Annotated in this window: 15 protein-coding genes; 14 read left to right on the forward strand and 1 reads right to left on the reverse strand. The window is 50.2% G+C overall.

The window, feature by feature from the left end; genetic code table 11:
• Positions 1-42: 42 nt before the first annotated feature.
• The 14 genes from BQ7397_RS02915 to BQ7397_RS02980 all read left to right on the forward strand — a co-directional run bounded on the left by BQ7397_RS02915 (position 43) and on the right by BQ7397_RS02980 (position 12,180).
• Complete coding sequence (locus BQ7397_RS02915; RefSeq protein WP_234970561.1) at positions 43-243, forward strand: AtpZ/AtpI family protein; 201 nt, start codon at positions 43-45, stop codon at positions 241-243.
• Positions 240-626 carry an ATP synthase subunit I gene (locus tag BQ7397_RS02920; protein WP_077074687.1) on the forward strand — a complete coding sequence of 129 codons (387 nt, stop codon included), beginning with the start codon at positions 240-242 and terminating at the stop codon, positions 624-626. The genes BQ7397_RS02915 and BQ7397_RS02920 overlap by 4 nt, the downstream gene beginning before the upstream one ends.
• On the forward strand, positions 623-1,348 hold the full coding sequence (gene atpB, locus BQ7397_RS02925; RefSeq protein WP_234970562.1) for a F0F1 ATP synthase subunit A: 726 nt from the start codon (positions 623-625) through the stop codon (positions 1,346-1,348). Before BQ7397_RS02920 ends, atpB begins: the two co-directional genes overlap by 4 nt.
• Before the next feature lie 30 nt (positions 1,349-1,378).
• Positions 1,379-1,636 (forward strand): ATP synthase F0 subunit C, encoded by a 258-nt coding sequence (gene atpE, locus BQ7397_RS02930; RefSeq protein ID WP_077074688.1) that lies wholly within the window; start codon positions 1,379-1,381, stop codon positions 1,634-1,636.
• A gap of 33 nt (positions 1,637-1,669) precedes the next feature.
• On the forward strand, positions 1,670-2,170 hold the full coding sequence (atpF, locus tag BQ7397_RS02935) for a F0F1 ATP synthase subunit B (RefSeq protein ID WP_077074689.1): 501 nt from the start codon (positions 1,670-1,672) through the stop codon (positions 2,168-2,170).
• Positions 2,163-2,684, forward strand: coding sequence for an ATP synthase F1 subunit delta (gene atpH, locus BQ7397_RS02940; protein ID WP_077074690.1), 522 nt, complete (start codon positions 2,163-2,165; stop codon positions 2,682-2,684). Before atpF ends, atpH begins: the two co-directional genes overlap by 8 nt.
• A gap of 19 nt (positions 2,685-2,703) precedes the next feature.
• Positions 2,704-4,203: a F0F1 ATP synthase subunit alpha gene (gene atpA, locus BQ7397_RS02945; protein ID WP_077074691.1), complete on the forward strand. Its 1,500-nt coding sequence runs from the start codon at positions 2,704-2,706 to the stop codon at positions 4,201-4,203.
• Positions 4,204-4,212: 9 nt separating this feature from the next.
• On the forward strand, positions 4,213-5,070 hold the full coding sequence (gene atpG, locus BQ7397_RS02950) for an ATP synthase F1 subunit gamma (RefSeq protein WP_077074692.1): 858 nt from the start codon (positions 4,213-4,215) through the stop codon (positions 5,068-5,070).
• Between the two features lie 14 nt (positions 5,071-5,084).
• Complete coding sequence (gene atpD, locus BQ7397_RS02955) at positions 5,085-6,569, forward strand: F0F1 ATP synthase subunit beta (RefSeq protein WP_083703394.1); 1,485 nt, start codon at positions 5,085-5,087, stop codon at positions 6,567-6,569.
• On the forward strand, positions 6,566-6,973 hold the full coding sequence (gene atpC, locus BQ7397_RS02960; protein WP_077074693.1) for an ATP synthase F1 subunit epsilon: 408 nt from the start codon (positions 6,566-6,568) through the stop codon (positions 6,971-6,973). Before atpD ends, atpC begins: the two co-directional genes overlap by 4 nt.
• Positions 6,974-7,095: 122 nt before the next feature.
• Complete coding sequence (locus BQ7397_RS02965; RefSeq protein WP_077074694.1) at positions 7,096-7,950, forward strand: copper amine oxidase N-terminal domain-containing protein; 855 nt, start codon at positions 7,096-7,098, stop codon at positions 7,948-7,950.
• A 135-nt stretch (positions 7,951-8,085) separates the two neighbouring features.
• Positions 8,086-9,678 (forward strand): phospholipase D-like domain-containing protein, encoded by a 1,593-nt coding sequence (locus tag BQ7397_RS02970; protein WP_083703396.1) that lies wholly within the window; start codon positions 8,086-8,088, stop codon positions 9,676-9,678.
• Positions 9,679-9,687: 9 nt separating this feature from the next.
• Complete coding sequence (locus BQ7397_RS02975) at positions 9,688-11,430, forward strand: DUF4153 domain-containing protein (protein WP_077074695.1); 1,743 nt, start codon at positions 9,688-9,690, stop codon at positions 11,428-11,430.
• Between the two features lie 30 nt (positions 11,431-11,460).
• On the forward strand, positions 11,461-12,180 hold the full coding sequence (locus BQ7397_RS02980) for a TMEM165/GDT1 family protein (RefSeq protein ID WP_077074696.1): 720 nt from the start codon (positions 11,461-11,463) through the stop codon (positions 12,178-12,180).
• Positions 12,181-12,286: 106 nt separating this feature from the next.
• On the opposite strand, the gene BQ7397_RS08975 is transcribed toward BQ7397_RS02980, so the two are convergent.
• The gene (locus BQ7397_RS08975; RefSeq protein ID WP_083703397.1) at positions 12,287-17,236 is read right to left on the reverse strand and encodes an S-layer homology domain-containing protein; all 4,950 of its coding nucleotides are present in this window, start codon (positions 17,234-17,236) and stop codon (positions 12,287-12,289) included.
• Between the last annotated feature and the right edge of the window lie 291 nt (positions 17,237-17,527).

Genomic DNA, 17,527 nt, shown 5'->3' on the forward strand with positions numbered 1-17,527 from the left:
TTGGATAAAATAGAAGAGTAGACAGAAGGGGAGGTGATGTCCGTGAAAAAATCGCCTTACACCGGCTTGGCGCTCATTACCCAAGTGGGACTCAATGTACTGATTCCTATTTTGGGATGCATGCTCCTCGGTGCGTGGCTGGATAAAAAGACGGGCGGAAGCGGTTTGTTTCTTCTGCTTCTTACCCTTTTGGGCATCGCCGCCGGCGTTATGAACATTCTTCGCTTGGGAAAGAAGCTATGAAGGATCGCTTCACCAACGAATACATCGCCCTGACCGCAGGCCTTGCCCTCGTGGTATCGGGCGTGCTTCTCGTTGCGTTGAGGCATCCGAAGCCCGCCGTCCTGGGCTGGATTTTCGGATGTCTGATCGCCATGGCCATGTTTAAGCTTATGTACCTTACCTTGCTCCGCGCCTTGGATAAACCCGAGGCGCAGGCGGCGCGCTATACGGGCATTCATTACCTGTTGCGCTTTGCCATTTATGCCGTCGTGTTAATCGTGGCGGCCAAGGCGGAGTACTTAAGTTTGGTCGGGACGTTTTTCGGTCTATTATCCGTCAAGTACGTGATACTTTTTAGAAACATGTTCGACTATCTTCGCAGTAAGAAAGGAGGGGGCTTTTGAAACGAGGCATCGTCTTTCACGCAGGTGATAAGACCATATGGCTCCACGAATCCTTGTTCACGACCTTTGTCATCGTCGCGACACTTGCGATTCTAAGCTTGTATATTCACTCGAAAATCAAAAAAGCCGACCCAAGGGAAAAGCCGACGGGATTTTTGCATATCGTCGAGATTCTCGTCGAGGCGGTCAACAATTTGACCGTGCAGACCATGGGCGAGCACAACAAAGGCTTTGCGCCTTACATGCTTTCTCTGGGCGCATTCTTAGCTTGCGCCAACTTATCCGGGCTTTTGGGCTTTGTGCCGCCGACCAGCGACTACAATGTCACGTTGGCACTGGCTTTAATTACCTTTGCCATGATCCACTTCTTCTCCGTGAAGACCAAGGGGATCGGAGGCTATTTAAAGCAATACACCGAGCCCATCGCCATTCTGACGCCCATTAATATTTTGGGAGAGTTGGCCAATCCCGTCTCCCTCAGCTTCCGTTTGTTCGGAAATATATTAAGCGGCATGTTAATTATGAGTCTGGTCTATCAGGGACTGGGGTTGATTTCGAAATTTATCATTCCCCTGGTCGCGTGGCCCTTACACGGCTACTTCGACGTGTTCAGCGGCATGTTGCAAACCTTTATCTTCCTCATGCTGTCCATGACCTACATTAACTCCGACATGGCATCTCCGGAAGAAATCGCAGAGAGAAAAGCAAAAAAGCAGTCGTAACCATATAAAGTGTATAGGGAGGAAAACATTATGCAAATCACCAGTGAAGCGTTCATCTTAGGTTGCTCGGCCATTGGCGCCGGCTTGGCAGTTATTGCAGGGATCGGCCCCGGTATCGGTCAAGGTTATGCGGCCGGTCAAGCGGCAGCGGCCGTAGGACGGCAACCGGAAGCCAAGGCGGACATCGTTCAAACCATGCTCCTCGGTCAAGCTGTTGCGGAAACCACGGGTATTTACGGCCTGGTTATCGCCATTATCTTATTATTCGTCAAACCTTTACTAGGCTGATAAAGGCGCAGAGAACCGAAAGGAGTTGTCCCTATGGAAATTTTTGTCGTGCCGGACATGTGGAATGTGTTGGCACAATGGGGCGCCACACTTATCCTGTTTCTCGTCATCCGCCACTTTGTCTATAAGCCGATGAACGAATTTTTGACAAAAAGGCAAAACGCCGTCGTCTCGGAAATCGAAGAGGCGGAGGATCTTTTGCGTGAAGCGGAAGATCTTCGCGAAGAATACAGAGACAAAATTCAAAAGGCCCGCAAAGAGGGGGCGGACATTATCGAAGCTTCCAGAGAACGGGGCCGTGATTTGGAAAAATCCGCCATGGAAGAAGCCAAGGCCCACGCGGCATCGATGATCGAAAAGGCTGAAAAGGACATTGCCAGTCAAAAGGCTCAGGCCTTAAAAGAGGTGCGCAATGAAACCGCCGATCTCGCCGTGATGATCGCAGAAAAGCTGCTGAAAGACAATATTGACGTGAAAAATCAAGACGCATTGGTAGACGGCCTCATCGAAGACTTGGAGAAGAACCATGTATGATGCAGGTCTGAGCAAATACAGTATCGCTCTCTATGATGTAGCGAAAGAGTCGGACGATTTTATGCTGGACAAGCTGGAAGAGGTGCGGGAGGCCTACAAGGATCCTGAGCTGCTTCTGGCCATGTCCCATCCGAAGCTTCGCCCGGAGGCAAGGCGTGCCGTTATAAAAGGCGTATTTGGCGACGATTTGCCCGAGCCCTTGTTAAATTTGCTCTTGATCGTGGCCGATAACGGACGCTCGTACGCGATAGACCGAATCATCCAATCCTACGAGGATTTGTGCTTTGAAGATCAACGCATCGAGCGCATCCGCATCGTCACGCCCATGCCCATATCCGAAGAAAAGGTCGAGGCCATTCGCGCCGCCTACGCAAAAAACCGAAGCGGCGATGTGAAGGCCGAGGCGGAGGTCGATCCCTCCTTAATCGGCGGCGTAAAAATCGTCACCGACGAAGGCGTCATCGACTACAGCCTGTCGAGACAGCTGGCGGATTTGGAGCACAGCTTGAGATAAAACCATAGAGAGGTGAGACATGAATCTAAGATCAAAAGAGATCGGCGCCGTGATACGGGAGCAGATCAAAAATTATAATGTAGATTTGGTCATGGAAGAAGTGGGCACCGTCATCGAAGTCGGCGACGGCATCGCCCGCATTTGGGGCTTGGAGCAAGCCAAGGCCGGCGAGCTGATCGAATTCCCCGGCGGCGTCTACGGCATGGTCCAAAACCTGGAACTGAACAATGTCGGCGTCGTCTTGCTGGGCGACGGCGATATTAAAGAAGGGGACGAAGTCAAGGCCACGGGCAAAGTGGTTCAGGTTCCCGTCGGCGAAGGCCTGCTGGGCCGCGTGGTCAACGCTCTGGGCGCACCCATCGACGGCAAAGGCGACTACGCCTACGACAAAACCATGCCCATCGAAAAAATCGCCCCGGGGGTTATTACCAGACAATCCGTCAATGAACCCCTGCAAACGGGCACCAAGGCCATCGACGCCCTATTCCCCATCGGCCGCGGCCAACGGGAGCTGATTATCGGCGACAGGCAAACGGGAAAGACCGCCATTGCCATCGACGCCATCATCAATCAAAAGGACACGGACGTCATTTGTATTTACGTAGCCATCGGTCAAAAGACCTCCACGGTGGCACAAATTGTGGATACCCTGGAACAACACGGCGCCATGGATCACACCATCGTCGTGGCGGCGACGGCGGCGGAGCTTTCGCCGATTCAATACATCGCCCCCTACGCCGGGGTCACCATGGCGGAAGAATTTATGGCACAGGGAAAAGACGTGCTCATCGTCTACGACGACTTGACCAAGCACGCCGTGGCCTACCGGACCATGAGTCTTCTTTTACGCAGACCGCCGGGACGGGAAGCCTTCCCCGGCGACGTCTTCTACCTCCACTCCAGACTGCTGGAGCGGGCGGCTCGTATGAGCGACGAATTCGGCGGCGGATCCATTACGGCCCTGCCCATTATCGAAACCCAAGCGGGAGACATTTCCGCCTACATTCCCACCAATGTCATTTCCATTACCGACGGCCAAATCTTTTTGGAAACGGACCTGTTCTTTGCGGGACAGCGGCCGGCCATCAACACCGGGCTTTCCGTCTCCCGTGTCGGGGGCGCCGCCCAAACCAAGGCCATCAAGAAAGTATCCTCTACGATGAAGCTGGATTTGGCACAGTACAGAGACCTGGCATCCTTCGCCCAATTCGGTAGCGAGCTGGACAAGGAAACCCAACGGACCCTGGCTCAAGGGGAGCGGATGATGCGGATTTTGCGTCAACCTCAATACCGCCCCATGAAGCTGGAGCATCAGGTGCTGGTCCTCTATGCCGTGACCAAGGGCTATCTCTTAGATGTGGACGTGGACGATGTGTTGAATTTCGAAGAAGAGTATCTGCTCTATGTGGAAAATCACCATCCCGACCTCATCAAAGATTTGCGTGAGCAAAAAGAAATGACCGATGCCATCGAAGACGCCATCAAGGCGAGCCTCGTCGAATTTAAACAGACGCGATAGGAGGTTTTTATGGCATCAACGAGAGAAATCAAACGGCGCATTCGAGGCATTAACAGTATTTTGCAAATTACCAAGGCCATGGAGCTGGTCTCTACGGCCAAGCTTCGCCGCGCCCGCATTCGACTTGCCAAAACCAAACCCTATTACCAAACCGTGGTCGACGACATTCGGGAAATTTTATCCGTCGTCGACGAAAATCATTCCCTGTTGGTGCGCGAGAAAAAAGACGCCGTTCTCTACATCGTGCTGACCTCGGACAAGGGACTCGCCGGCGGATACAACGCCAATGTTCTGCGCCTGACGGAAAAGACGATTAAGGAAGACGGCTGTCCCTCGAAGCTTTTGGTGGTGGGCACCAAGGCCAGGGACTATTTCGAGCGTCGCAATTACGACATCGCCGAGTCCTACACGGGACTTAGCGAGGATCCCGAATACTCCGACGCCAGGGAATTGGCCGCTGTGGCCATGGATTTGTACAAAAAAGGGAAAGTGGACGCCATTCGAATCATCTACACCCGGTTTATTTCCACCATCAGCTACGACGCGCAGGTGGTTTCCATTCTGCCTTCCGACGAATTGAAGGCCGAGGAGGACCTCCCGGCTGTGCGTTCGCAAATCGAATTTGAACCTTCGCCCATGGCGGTGTTGGACTATTTGATTCCCATGTACGTGGCGACTGCCATATTCGGTTCCCTTATCGAAGCGGCCGCTTCGGAACAGGGCTCCAGGCGGGTGGCCATGGAAAATGCATCGGACAACGCCCACGACATGATCGACGAACTGCAAACCAACTACAACCGTGCCCGTCAAGCGGCGATTACCAATGAAATCACCGAAATCGTCTCGGCGGCGGATGCAGTGCAATAGGAAGAGGTATCGGTATGAATGAGAATATAGGAACTATCTGCCAGGTCATCGGACCTGTGGTAGACATCCAATTCGAGCAGGATTACCTGCCGGATTTATTAAACGCCATTAAAATAGAAAACGGCGAGGAAACCCTCACCGTGGAAGTGGCTCAACACATCGGCGACGACGTGGTGCGCTGCATCGCTTTAGGTGCCACCGACGGCTTGAAGCGGGGGATGGACGCCGTCAACACCGGTGCGGCCATCTCCGTGCCCGTAGGGAATCAAACCCTGGGCCGTATGTTCAATGTCTTGGGCGAGCCCATCGACGGCAAAGAGGCCTTAAAGGGCGAGGAAATCATGCCCATTCATAGAAAGGCCCCCACCTTCGAAGATCAGGACACCTCCAATGAGGTCTACGAAACGGGGATCAAGGTCATCGACCTGCTGTGTCCCTACGCCAAGGGCGGCAAGGTCGGCCTCTTCGGCGGGGCCGGCGTAGGCAAGACCGTTTTGATTCAGGAATTGATTCACAACATCGCCCAGGAACACGGCGGCATTTCCGTCTTTACCGGCGTCGGCGAGCGCACCCGCGAAGGGAACGACCTGTACTACGAAATGATCGACTCCGGCGTTATCGACAAGACCGCCCTGGTCTTCGGTCAAATGAACGAGCCGCCGGGAAGCCGGATGCGCGTCGCCTTAACGGGGCTCACCATGGCGGAATACTTCCGTGACCAAGCGGGCCAAGACGTGCTCTTATTTATCGACAATATCTACCGCTTTACCCAAGCGGGGAGTGAGGTTTCCGCCCTCTTGGGCCGCATGCCTTCCGCCGTCGGCTACCAACCGACATTGGCGACGGAAATGGGTGCCCTTCAAGAGCGGATCACATCGACGAAAAAAGGCTCCATCACATCGGTACAGGCCGTCTACGTTCCCGCCGACGACTTAACCGACCCGGCGCCTGCCACCACCTTTAACCACTTGGACGCCACCACCGTCTTGTCGAGAAACATCGCCGGCATGGGCTTATATCCCGCCGTGGATCCCCTGGACTCCACCAGCCGGATACTCGACCCCAATGTGGTGGGCAAGGAACACTACGCCGTCGCCCGCGAGGTACAAGAGGTGCTTCAAGAGTACAAGGACCTGCAGGACATTATCGCCGTTTTGGGCTTGGAAGAATTGTCCGAAGCGCAACGGACCACCGTGGCCCGGGCGCGGAAGGTGCAACGGTTCCTGTCGCAGCCCTTTAGCGTCGCCAGCCAATTTACCGGCATCGACGGCAAGTATGTGCCCATCGAAGAAACGGTGCGGGGCTTTAAGGAAATCTTAGAAGGCAAGCACGACGACGTGCCCGAATCCGCCTTCCTCTTTGTCGGCGGCATCGACGAGGTCTTGGAAAAGGCCGCGACCGCCAAGGAAGAAGAGAATGCGTCGGCGTCCGAAAAAGAAGAAGCAGCCGCGCCTGAAGAAGACGACGAAGACGAAGGGAAAGAAGGAGACGAGCAATGATCGACCTGCGTTTGGTGACCCCTCACGCCGACGGCTTTGAAAAGCAGGTGGACAAAGTCATCGTTCGCGGCGTTTTAGGCGATTTAATGTTTATGAAAAACACGGCGCCCATCGTCACGCCCTTAGGCTACGGAATCATGTATATCTATGAGGAAGGCAAGCGTAGCGTCGGCCTCGTTCACGGGGGCTACGCCTCCATGAAAGACAATGTGGTCACCATTGCCACCGACGCCTTCGAATGGACCTACGACATCGACGTGACCCGGGCGCAAAAGGCCAAGGAACGAGCCGAGGCTCGCCTGAAGGAGGCCCACGACACCGGGGAAGAACACAGCGGAAGCATCGAAGAAACCAAGCTGGCACTGTTGCGTGCCGTCAATCGGTTAAAGCATGCGGATGATTAAAAATGAGCCGTCGGAATCTCCGGCGGCCTTTTTGTGCAAAAGGACGCGATAAAGAGAAGCAAAATTTCCTGTCGTTGCTTTGTGCCGCCCCTATGGTAAAATCAAAGAAAAGGAGGTTGTTTATGAACAGAAGATGTGTCAAAACTATTCGAAAGCTGCTCTTGGCTTTGGTCCTCGTCAGCGTGGTAAGCGTCAAGGCCCATGCCTATACTTTCGACATCCCCGTCGTTTTAAACGGCACCGCCGTCAACAATGGCGACGAAAAAATGAAAGGCTTTATCTCTGGCGATCGCACCTACCTGCCGCTGCGCTTTGTCAGTGAAAGCTTGGGCTATGAAGTGACCTACGATCATTCGACGCGCGCCATCGGCATTACGAGCAAGGGCCGATCCGTGCAAATGAACGTACGCAGCCGAAGCTTCACGGTCAACGGCGAGGCGCGGACCATGGACGTCATGCCCATTCTCTACAAGGACCGCACCTACATTCCCGTTCGCTATGTCGCCGAATCTTTTAATCTGCCCGTGGATTGGGACGGCGCGAGCCGCACCGTCTATTTGGGCCGTGGCGTGAAGCCGCAGCCGAGCAAAGGGCAAGTGAAGTCCGATGCCGGCTATCAGCTGTTTACCTTCGGCAATCCCAAGGCCACGATAAAGGTTCCCAAGAGCCTGATGAAGGACATTATTGTAAAGAAAGAGGACGGCGGCTACGGCATTTACAATAAAAAGACCGTTCAGGAAGGGGACCCTCGCTTCGGAGGTGCGTTCGTCTTCTTCAGCCAATACAGAGTAGAGCCTGGAGACTATGAAGATTTCGACGAGATGTATATGTTCGTTCATAAGCGCGGCCTCATTCGCACCGTCGGAGAAATGCCGCGGGATCTTCAATACAACTACCCTAATAAGGCGAAGAGAAAGCAATTCGAAGATGTGGAAAGGCGCGTGAAAAAAGAAATTACCTGTACCGTCGCCGAATAAGTCAAAGGCCCTGTCAACAGCAGGGTCTTTTTTATGTGAAAAGGCGCGCGCCGTGTTCTAGTATGGCTTTCTTCTCCGTGCTATAATAATTCCATAGTACGGCTCGCTTCGGCATGGGTTAGAGATGGAGACGACATGAAAGATTTTACGGACATTAAAAATTTTCAGGACCTTAAGAATAAATTCAGAATAAAAAATTCGCTGCCCGGGGTACTCACCACCCTGTTTCTCTACGGCTTACTGTTTTTCGTGCAGTTCGCCCTGATCTACGCCGTGGGGCATTATTTAAAAGAGCACGAGGACATTTTTCAATGGGCTCTTTTCGTCGTGGACCTGGCCGTCGGGCTTCACATCGTCAACGACAAACGGAACGACCCGGTGTATAAGGTCGCCTTTCTCTTTACCATGATCGTTCTGCCCTTCTTCGGCGCCTTTCTCTATATTTTGAGCAAATGGGACATTATGCGCCGCTGGTTTTCGGAAAAATTTGAAAATACCAAGAAGAAAAATTTCACCTACTACCGCCAAGACCCGGAGATTATGGAAGAGACCCGTCTCATGGATCCTTTGTTTTACAACACGGCCCGCTTTCTGTGGAATCAGGAGGATTTTCCCCTGTACCGAAACGGGGAATGCGACTACTATCCCCTGGGGGAAGCGTATTGGGAGCGCATGTTGGAAGAGCTGGAGAAGGCGAAGAAGTTTATTTTTATGGAATACTTCATCGTCGAACAGGGGGATATGTGGGACAGCATTTTAGATATTTTAAAGCGCAAGGTAGAAGAGGGCGTGGAAGTGCGCCTTATGTACGACGGCACGGCGGTGCTGACGAAGTTGCCCATTAACTATCCCCAAGCCATGGAAGAGCTGGGCATTAAGACCAAGGTCTTTAAGCCCATCGTGCCGGTGCTGAGTTTGTATCAAAACCACCGGGACCACCGAAAGATTTTGGTCATCGACAACAAGGTGGCCTTTACCGGCGGCATTAACCTGGCCGACGAGTACGTGAACCTAAAGGCCCCCTTCGGCCACTGGAAGGACACCGGCGTCACGATCTACGGCGCGGCGGTGCGCAGCTTTACCAATATGTTTCTGGGCATGTGGGATGTCAACGCCGACGATCCGGAAAGCTTCAGACCCTATATTATGCCGCCGGAAGAGGAGTACAAGGGCAAGCACAGCGGCTATGTGATTCCCTTTGGCGACGACCCCTACGGCAAGAACCGTGTGGGGAAGGAGGTCTACAACGACATCGTGAATCAGGCGGTGAATTACCTCCACATTATGACGCCCTATTTGATCCTGGACGACGAAACGAAGAGCGACTTGATCCACCTGGCTCACACGGGCACCGACGTGAAGATCATTACGCCGCACATTCCCGACAAGAAAATCGTCTTTCGCGTGACCCGCAGCTATTACAAAGAGCTGATCCGAAACGGCGTGGAAATTTACGAGTACACCCCGGGCTTTGTTCACGCGAAGAGCTTCGTCTCCGACGACAAAAAGGCCGTGGTGGGCACCATTAACTGCGACTACCGCTCCCTCTTTTTGCACTTCGAATGTGCCGCCTACTTCTTCGACAAGGCCATGGCCCGAAAGGTGGAGGAAGATTTCCAAGAGACATTAAAGGAATGCACGCCCTTTACCATGGATATGTGTATGGAGTTCAACTACTTCCAACGGGCCGCGGGCCGCGTGCTCCGTATCTTCGCCCCGATTATGTAGGAGGCTGTGATGAAACTGTTGCACTTAATTGCCGAAGAGCTCAGACAGGGGAAGGAAGCCTTTCGCCGCTTCCCCCTGTCCATGGCCTTCGCCATACTGGCGGCGATCTTTCAATGCCTGTGGCTACATAAAAACGACGCCGCCGTCTTTAATACCTCGCCCTATCTTCTTGCCGTCCTGGCGGTCATCGGCTTTTTTACCACCACGGCGGCCTATTTGTTTTTAGAAGGGGCGGCAGATAAGGAAAACTTCCACTCCGTCCTCTTGGGCACCTGGATGGGCGTTTTGCTCTTCCTCGTATTCAGCGGTTTTCGCCTGTCCGCCATGGGAAAAGAAGGGGTGGACGTTTACTTTGCCATGCCCACCCTGATTCTCTTCGCCGCATCGGGGCTCATGGTCTTTTGCGGCGGAAAAATTCACGACGAGCGGCGCTTTCCCGCCTATGTCCTCGTACTTATCATCGAAATCGCCGTGGCCTATCTCTACGCCTTCGTCCTCTTCGGGGCTCTCTGCCTCTTAGTCGTCGGAGCCGACGTGCTCTTCGGCATCGTGGATTTTTCCAAGACGGTCACCTACCTCGCCACCCTCTGCTTTATGCCCTTTATGGCGACGATCTTTCTTTCCCGCCTGGGCGCCGTGGAAAGCGGCCATAGCCCCTACGGCGCGGGGATCCACGTCATCAACAATCTGTTCAACAATATTTTGGCGCCGGTCTTGGGCCTTTACGTCCTGCTCCTCTATGTCTATCTGGCGAAGATCATCGCTTTGCGCCAGCTGCCCACCACCAGCGTCGTAAAACTCATCCTTTGGCCCATGGCCCTCGCCGTCTTCGTCCTCTTTATGGTGGACCACAACCGGGACCGCACCGCCGCCTACTACTTCCGCAAGCTGATGCCCTCGGCGGCCCTGCCCCTCATAGGCCTTATGTACTACGCCTGGTTTTTGCGGGTGCACCAATACGGCCTCACTGAAAATCGCTACATGATCTTCGCCCTGGGCCTGTGGGTGGCCTTCGCCATGATCCACTTTATCGTCCAGAAGCGAGAGCTGCACATGATCCTGCCCATGACCTTGGTGGCCGTGCTTCTGGTTTCCGTCTTCGGCGGGCCAATCGGCGCCGACGGCGTGGCCTTCCGCTCCCAGAAAAATCGGCTGGACCGCATCCTCACCGCCAATCACATGCTAAAGGGCGGCGAGGTGGTGCCGTCAAACAATCTCTCCGTGAAAGAGAAGCGGGAGATACAGGAAATCGTCGAATACCTCACCCAACACCACGACGTGTCCCACGTGGCCTATTTGCGCGATGCCAATTCGTCGGAAGCCATGGAGCGAATCTACGGCTTTACTCCCGACGACGGCGGACCGGTGACGGATCTGAATTACTCCATGGACATGGCGAAGGGCATGGACATTACCGGCTACGACAAGCTTTACTTCATCGACTCCTACGGGGAAGGGGATCCGGAAGCTTCGGAAGGCTTAAAGACCGAGCGCAGCGGCGGCCGCCTGATGATTTATCTCGACGACAAACATGCGATCACCCTGGACTTAAAAGACATTCGCGAAAAGATCCGCATCTTGCGCGAAACCAAGGAAGAGCTCGAGCCCGAGGACCTGACCATGGAAGGGGAAGAGGGCGGCTATGCTTACAAGATCTATATTACGAGCACGGTGTTTTTCTCCGCCCAAGGGGAGGTGGATCCGGACGCCGGAATCTCCCTCTCTATCTTAGTGCGGGGGCAAGGAAAGTAAGAATCGGAAATAGGGAAGGAAGTCATCGCTTTGCGCGAATTTATCGAAGCCTTTGTCATGGTGTTTATGGGGGAAATGGGAGACAAGTCGCAATTTTTGGCCCTGGCCTTCGCCACCTGCTATCCTATGAGGACGGTGCTGGGCGGCGTGAGCCTGGGCATCGGCTTGAATCACGGCCTGGCCATCATCGCCGCTCTTTTAATCGTCGGCATCTTTAAGGACATGACCTTTTTGCAGATCGCGGCGGGCTTTTTGTTTCTCTTCTTCGGTCTTTCCACCTTAAAAGCGGATGATGAGGATGAGGAAGAGGAGGTAAAGACCTGCTCCAAAGGGTCCATGCTCACCGTGGCCACGGCCTTTTTCGTCGGCGAGCTGGGGGACAAGACCCAGCTTATGGCCATGACCCTGGCCATGAACAGCGAGCGGCCGGCGGTGATTTTTCTCGCCACCGTCTCTTCCATGATCCTCGTCTCCCTTTTCGGGATCTTCGTGGGGCGGAGCTTGGGAAAGAAAATTCCCCACAGGGCACTGAGCTATCTGGCGGCCTTTCTCTTTCTCCTCTTCGGCACCCTGAAGCTTTACGGCGCCGTGGACGACGGCTTTAAGACGCCTGCTTGGATCGGCATCTACGCCGCCGTGCTGGCGAGCCTCGTCATCTATATCTTGGTCCAAAACAAAAGGGCGAGAAGAGAGCACGAGGCCCATCGAGCTATCGAAGGCGAAAAGCGAAGGGAAACAAAAGACGAATAGCTGTGAAATCGGGCGGAGACGCCCTTTTTTTCTTGCACTAGGGCATAAAAAAGAAGGCTGATAATTCAGCCTTCTTTTTATATCGCGAGATAAGCTTGTCGTTTTCTTAATTCGCCATGCCCGAAGGAGCGATGGGGAAGGTGAAGCGCTTGCCGTTTAACAGGATCCAGGTTTCGTTCTTCCCGTCTGCCTGTCTGTAGTAATCGTGGCCGTTCATGGCTTCTACCGCGGCCCCGTATGCCCAGTGGCTTTCGTCCATATCCCGCATAGGCGCAAGCTCCGTCTTGTGCGCCTTAGCAAAGGCGAGGTCGGCGTAGCGGTTTAGCATGCGATTGGTGGTGGAGACCACTTCGGCGCGGGTAATCTTGTTTTCCGGCTTAAAGCTTCCGTCGGGATAACCGTTGACCCAGCCCTTATTGGCAGCCGAGGCGATGACGTCATAGGCCCAGTGACCTTTTGCCACATCGTTAAAGGGTAGGCTCAAGCCGGGCTTCAATTGATCGAAGCGCGAGGCGATGGCGGCAAATTCCGCCCGGCTGATGGGGCTGTTCGGTTTAAAGGTACCGTCGGGATAACCCATAATCAGCTTGTTTTCCGTCATATAAGAGACGGCATAGGCATACCAGTCAGCCTTCGTCACATCGGAGTAGGGCATGGCGTAAACCTTGTTCGCTTCCGGACGATCCTTTAAGAGGCGGGCAAACATCATAGTGACTTCCGCCCGAGTCATGTTGCGGTCCGGCCCGAAGGTCAGGTCGGGATAGCCCTTCATATAGGCCAAGTGATCGACGAGATTCAGCTTGCTGTCTGCCGGGCTGCTCGGCGTCACGGTCCAACCGGGGGTCGAGGGCGTCGGTTCGGGGGTCGGTTCGGGGGTCGGTTTCGGTTCGCGATTAACCACAACCGTGTATTGAATCGATTCACTGTCCGTTCCTTTTAAGATGAAGTCTCGTCCGTCAGGTGTTTGTTTGCCAATCCATTTAAAATGGTAGTTTTGCATTTTGCCGCTATCCGATGCAGCTGTGCCTTCAAAGTTACCTTCGACATGCCCGAGGACCGTCTTCTTCGTTCCGTCGACTAAGCTGTCTTTTACCTTAATGCCCGGAACCTTTAAGTCCAAAGTATTAGGCACGGCGTTTACATCTTTCCATAAGTTGTCAAATTTACTGTAGGCCTTCTTCAAGGTCATTTTTACAACGATTTGATTGCCATCTCTATAGACGTCGCCGTTTTTGATTTCAAACAAATCATTGTTTGTTAAGGTTGCCGTGGGAGTACTGGGAATTTCGAGACCTTCGGGAATTTCCAATTTGGCGATGAAGGTACTCTTCACATTGTCGGTCTTGATTTTTGAAGTATCTTGTCCGTAGCTTGATTTGAGTAAGTTAATTTTGTCCTTAATACTCGTCACGTCAAGTCTTCCCGTAAATTCCAAGAGCTCGCCCGGTTTTACCTTGTGCAATGCATCGTGTTCCGTGTCTTCTCCGATGAGGATGTCGCCGGGCAAGTCGAATTGTTCCGGTAAAGCAAGGGTCAACTGAATAGTAGTGTTATCGTCTTCGCTTTGTCTCACGTCCTTGCCATCAGGCGTTTGTTGGGCTTTCCAAGCAAAATTGAATACTCTTGTCGTTTTTTCTTTCTTTGCTATTCCAAAGAAGCTTCCTTCTACCTGTCCTTTGGCGACGAATTTTTTTCCGGAAGTGTTATCTTTTACGATGATGCCGGGAATTTCAACATTTAATATGCTTTCATCTCCGCCGGCGGCATTGACATCTTTTTTCAGATCGTCGAATTTCGTGTAGGACTTCTTTAAATCCATCCTTACGGTAATAACATTTCCCGCCTTGCTTACATCGGTCACTTCAAATAAGTCATTTTCCGTCAATGTAGCTTGGACTTTATCGGGAATTTCAAGGCCTTGGGGAATTTCTATCTTGGCAACGAAACCACTTTTTACTTTCTCTAAGTCGATTTTGTCAGTAGAGCTTTGGCCATCAGCCAAAAGATTGATTTGATTTTTAATGGGCGAAACATCCAATTGTCCCTTAAAGGTCAAGGTGTCGCTTTCATCGATGGGATAGATGGCCAGGTGTGTTGTGTCGTAGCCTTCTTGACCTTTCTTCACTAAAAGGTCGCCGGGCAAATTGAATTCCGTCGGCTTCGACATCATCAACGTGTATTGAATGCCTTCACTCGTCGCCGCTTCGTCTTTACCCTCCGGTGTTTGTTGTCCCTTCCAGGTAAAGGAGAATCTCTTTAAGGTGGCATTATCTTTTGCCAGAGCGGAGAAGGTGCCGTCGACAGCGCCTGTGACGGTGACCTTTTGTCCGTCGGCAACGCCATCTTTCAGCTTTAACCCGTCGATTTTTACCGAAATAAGGGAATTATTTGTTCTGTCTTCCGAGACTTGTCCCGTGGAGAAGACGGCATCTTTTAACTTTTTGTAATCGGCCATCCCCGGTTTCAGGGTAAAGGGAATGGTGACCTTTTGGCCTTTCACTTCTGCTTTTCCTAAGTCGAAGCAATTACCCAGGCCCTTTGCCGTAACCGTGGGATTTTCGGGAATGATCACATCGTCAGGCATGGTCAATGTGGCCTTAAAGGTGGAGCTTACATTCGATAAGGCAATACTTGAGAATTCAGCGTCGGTATGCTTGTCAAATACCGTTTCAATCCCTTGCATCTTATCTTTAATCGATTTCGCATTAATTTCACCGGTTAAGCTGAAGGCTTCGCCGGGAGTGACAACCTGAACCTTCGGGCTGCTTGCCCGGTCTTGACCCCAAATATCGGCACCTAAGGCTTCATCAGATCTGATGGTGGCAACATTCGGGTCATCTTGCCAAGTCATGTAGTAGGTTGTATCAGCAGTTATTTGCGGATTTTCACCTTTCATAGAAAAACCGAAAAAACTATAATCGTCAAATCTTATTGCCTTTCCGCCAGTTTCTGCTGTAGTTGACCAGTAATCCTTATTTCTAATAATAAAACCAGTTTTTGTTGCATTTGTATCTGGTTTTAGTTGGTTATGGTCAAGTCCGTTTAATAAATCAAATAACTTATCATTATATTTAGCCCTTATCTTTAATACTGCAACTTCTCCACCATTTGCATCTTTTTCAATTGTAAAGACACCTGGGTTTTTCTTAAAGATTGAATTTTCGCTAAAAGTTCCGCCATTTGCTGAAAAAGAAACTTTATATTCATTATCAGTGTATTTTGCGTAGAAATCTATTTGACTTTTGCCTTCAGTAAAGTTTATTTTTTCTTTTGCCTTATAAACTTTTCCGCTTCCATCAGGAGCTGTTGTCCAGCCTACAAATTTTTTACCTACTACATTAAAGTCAGCTTTTTCTTTTACTATATCTTCAAAAGATAAAACTTCTATATTTTCTGCATCTTCGCCTGCAGAAGATATATAGTCTTTGCCAGCTCCATTGTGATAAATTACTGTTTTTCTTTCCCATTTTGCATAAGCTTCTGTGTCAGTAGTTAATCTTTCATCCCAATCAAATGCTTTTTCTTCACCATTATCTGTCTTGTAGAACCAGCCTAAAAATTTAACGCCGTTTTTATCAGTTGGCTCACCAGGATTAACATTTCCTACAACATCATCAAGTTTATAACCTCTTATTGTCTTAACTTCTTTGTCTGCATTAGTATTATCGGCAAAACTTGCATCATTATTATTTAATTTAAATGTTACTTTAGCTGCGGGGACAAAAACGTGTTTTTTATTATCCTTTGACGCATTAGCTACCGGATAAATATATTCTACACCATTTTTATTTATTGGTTTTAATTCATTTATAGTGCCGTCTTTAAGAGTAAAATAAGATAAATATTCATCTCCATTTTCTTTACCATTTGTTGGAGTTGTAACATCATAATTATAAGTAGGATCATAGGCTACTAAATATGATCCACCTTTTACTACATAGGTACTTCCAGTTCCGCGATTTGCTCCACCACAATCAGCAGTTCTATCTTTTGCGTCTGTATTTACAACAGAATTTCCTTTAAAAGTTAAATAACAAGGTCCACTTGTTCTGCCTGTTCCATAAGATGGTATCCCTTGCATATTTGTAGTTTCAAAAGTTGAATTTTCAAAAATAACTTCTCCCGGCTTATAATTAATATTAAGTCCCCCATCGGTGCTATTTTTTATTACAAATTTTGAATCTTTAACAAGTAATTTTTCTGAAACCGTAACTCTTGAGCCATCTGCTGTTACTGTCGAGTTGTTTTTTATTTCTGATGGTCCTAAAAGTGCAAATGAATTTTTATATCCTCGAACTCCTTTTGCTTTATATACATAAAATTCAGAATTATCTAAATGTAATCCTCCTTTTAATGTTCCATCCTTTTGTTTACATGGATCAAAATAATACCACACATCTTTAGTTGTAAGAGAAGCATCTTTCATATAAAGTCCTGAATATTGCTCACTTGATCCAAGTTTACCTTCAACATAAACTGTACAACCAATAAACCAAGAATCAGAAGAATAAGAAAATCCTCTGCCTGTTTGTTCTTTAGCAGAAATTTGTAAGTTATCTTTAGATGTACCATTAATTTTAGCTCCGTCAGCCAAACTAAAAGCTATTTCATTTTTATCTAAAACATAATTTCCGTCGTTTATCTCTGCTCCTTTTTTAACATTAATTGCTGTTTTATAGCCTGACATTGTTAGTGTTTTTCCATCAGCAACAGTTAAACGGCTTCCTTCTGCTAATTCAATTCCCGTTCCAGTTCCTTGCATAGTTGCATCGTTAAGAAATTTTAATGTTACTTTTTTATTAACTGTTATATTTGTTTCAGCTAAGCTAAGAACATTTAGAGTTTCCCCATCATTGATTATTTTCATTGCCTTAGCAAAGGTTTTAACCGGTTTTTCTTGTGATCCGTCATTGCTGTCGTCGCCGTTCGTGCCGTCGAGCCATATGGCACTCGTCGAGGAGGGGGGAGCGGCATAAGCGATGTTGCCTAGGGAAGGGGCGATGATACCGACCACCATGACCATGGCAACGATGAGGGATAAAAATTTTCTTTTCATCGTCAGATACTTCCTTTCTTTCTTGAATAAGTAAAAACGGACGGGTTTGCAGGGCCGAGCTTTATTGACAGAGGTCGATAAAGAAACAGTTGCTGCTACTTTTATTTTACCACTGTTTAGATAAAAGGAATTAAGTATTATGCATTCGGGAAGGAAATTGTCTGTTTTTTTCTTTTTTTCTTTTTTTCTAAGGGCTTGAAGCTCCGATTTTTTTTAAACCGGGAGCTTTTGGAAAAGGGCGTCGGCTTTTTTAGTGCGCGGACTGTCCTTCGGGTATAATATTTATGAGGA

The sequence above is a fragment of the Aedoeadaptatus urinae genome (assembly GCF_900155585.1).
Taxonomy (GTDB): domain Bacteria; phylum Bacillota; class Clostridia; order Tissierellales; family Peptoniphilaceae; genus Aedoeadaptatus; species Aedoeadaptatus urinae.

Excerpts from the sequence above, each read along its gene's own strand:
- BQ7397_RS02920 (WP_077074687.1), top strand. The coding sequence starts at position 240 with ATGAAGGATCGCTTCACCAACGAATACATCGCCCTGACCGCAGGCCTT.
- atpE (WP_077074688.1), top strand. The coding sequence starts at position 1,379 with ATGCAAATCACCAGTGAAGCGTTCATCTTAGGTTGCTCGGCCATTGGC.
- atpF (WP_077074689.1), top strand. The coding sequence starts at position 1,670 with ATGGAAATTTTTGTCGTGCCGGACATGTGGAATGTGTTGGCACAATGG.
- atpH (WP_077074690.1), top strand. The coding sequence starts at position 2,163 with ATGTATGATGCAGGTCTGAGCAAATACAGTATCGCTCTCTATGATGTA.
- atpA (WP_077074691.1), top strand. The coding sequence starts at position 2,704 with ATGAATCTAAGATCAAAAGAGATCGGCGCCGTGATACGGGAGCAGATC.
- atpG (WP_077074692.1), top strand. The coding sequence starts at position 4,213 with ATGGCATCAACGAGAGAAATCAAACGGCGCATTCGAGGCATTAACAGT.
- atpD (WP_083703394.1), top strand. The coding sequence starts at position 5,085 with ATGAATGAGAATATAGGAACTATCTGCCAGGTCATCGGACCTGTGGTA.
- atpC (WP_077074693.1), top strand. The coding sequence starts at position 6,566 with ATGATCGACCTGCGTTTGGTGACCCCTCACGCCGACGGCTTTGAAAAG.
- BQ7397_RS02965 (WP_077074694.1), top strand. The coding sequence starts at position 7,096 with ATGAACAGAAGATGTGTCAAAACTATTCGAAAGCTGCTCTTGGCTTTG.
- BQ7397_RS02970 (WP_083703396.1), top strand. The coding sequence starts at position 8,086 with ATGAAAGATTTTACGGACATTAAAAATTTTCAGGACCTTAAGAATAAA.
- BQ7397_RS02975 (WP_077074695.1), top strand. The coding sequence starts at position 9,688 with ATGAAACTGTTGCACTTAATTGCCGAAGAGCTCAGACAGGGGAAGGAA.
- BQ7397_RS08975 (WP_083703397.1), bottom strand. The coding sequence starts at position 17,236 with ATGAAAAGAAAATTTTTATCCCTCATCGTTGCCATGGTCATGGTGGTC.